Source organism: Oleiphilus sp. HI0066 (assembly GCF_001635725.1).
In genome coordinates, this window is sequence record NZ_LWFH01001065.1 from 1 (window position 1) to 1,759 (window position 1,759).

A 1,759-nucleotide genomic window follows, 5' to 3' on the forward strand; every position below is an offset into this window, starting at 1 on the left:
ATGCCCAGTCACAAAACGCACAGATTGAGCATGATCTCGATGCGTCAATGGAATTCCCGAATAGCTCGCACACCCTGCAGCTGCAGTAATACCCGGAACAACTTGAAATGGAACGCCATGCTCTGAGAGCGTTTCGATCTCTTCCCCACCTCGCCCAAATATAAAGGGGTCTCCGCCTTTTAAGCGAAGAACACGTTTACCTTGTTTGGCGAGTTTAGCTAGCAATTCGTTGATACTTTCCTGTTGCATCGTATGATGAGAACGCCGCTTACCGACATCTATCATATCCGCGTCTTGGCGAACTAGGTTGAGTATTTGGGGCGACACAAGACGATCAAATAACACGACGTCTGCCTGTCTAATCAACCGCAATGCTCTAAAGCTAAGTAAATCAGGATCACCAGGCCCTGCACCAACGAGATAAACTTCTCCAACGCCCTGCGTGGAACTCGCTATGCTATCTAAGCTCTCTAGTAACAAACGCTCCGCGTCTTCATCACGTCCACTGTATACAAGATCTGCAACACGACCTTCTAGCTGACGCTCCCAAAAAGCACGACGGGCATTATTAGTTGAGAGCTTTTCTCGTACCTTATCTTTATAGCGTAATGCTAGCTCAGCCAAAGCTTCGAGCCTTGCCGGCAATACGGATTCGATACGATTACGAACAAGGCGAGTTAAGGTAGGATGCTGACCTGCACTCGATACCGCGACCGATATCGGGCCTCGATCAATTACAGCAGGAAGCAAAAAATCACTATCGTCTATGGAATGTGCCACATGAACTGGGATACCAGCTTGGCGAGCCTGCTGAGCAAAAAAGACGTCAGCGCTATGATCTTCAGATGCCGCAACTGCAAAAATAACGTTTTCAAACAATTGAGAGCTAAGAGAATCAAGGCCTGTACTATGAATAACATCCACCGATTCAAACTCAGTAAACCTATCCTTAGCAGTCTCATCAATACTAATTACGGTAATCGGAAATTCTGTTCGTTGTAGAAATCGAACTTTTCTAGTCGCAACGTCACCACTACCAAAGACAAGAACTGACTGCCCTTGCGGCTTAAAATACAACGGAAGCCAGTTCATAAGAGCGTCTCTTAGCGAATAACGTCGATATTACCCATGTATGATTTAAGTGCTTCTGGCACTTTAATCGAACCATCTTCTTGCTGATAGTTTTCAAGTACCGCAATCATGGTACGACCTACCGCTAAACCTGATCCATTCAGGGTATGCACCAATGCCGGCTTCCCGCTAGCTTGGTCACGGTAACGCGCTTGCATGCGACGAGCTTGGAAGTCACGCGTGTTGCTACATGACGAGATTTCACGATAAGCCTGCTGACCTGGTAACCAAACCTCCAAGTCATAGGTTTTTACCGCTGAGAAACCTAAATCACCACCACAAAGCATCACTTTTCTATAAGGAAGCTCCAAAGCCTGAAGAATACCTTCGGCATGCGACGTTAAGGTTTCAAGCGCGGCGTCAGAATCTTCTGGTTTTACTACCTGAACGAGTTCAACTTTATCGAATTGATGCTGACGGATCATACCTCGCACATCACGCCCATAAGAACCTGCTTCACTTCTGAAACAAGGTGTATGACACACGAATTGTAATGGTAGCTCAGCTTCTTCAACAATTTCATTACGAACAATATTTGTCGCAGGAACCTCTGCAGTAGGAATCAGATAAAACTCTCTATCTGCATGGAGCTTAAATAAATCTTCTGCAAATTTTGGCAACTGACCGG

The 1,759-nt window shown here is 45.9% G+C and carries 2 protein-coding genes; both read right to left on the reverse strand.

The features are described from left to right. A partial coding sequence (cysG, locus tag A3738_RS13320; RefSeq protein WP_068763637.1) for a siroheme synthase CysG occupies positions 1 to 1,092 on the reverse strand: 1,092 nt, incomplete at its 3' end. An 11-nt stretch (positions 1,093 to 1,103) separates the two neighbouring features. Next, positions 1,104 to 1,759 (reverse strand): serine--tRNA ligase (gene serS, locus A3738_RS13325; RefSeq protein ID WP_068763638.1); only part of this gene is annotated, 656 nt, incomplete at its 5' end.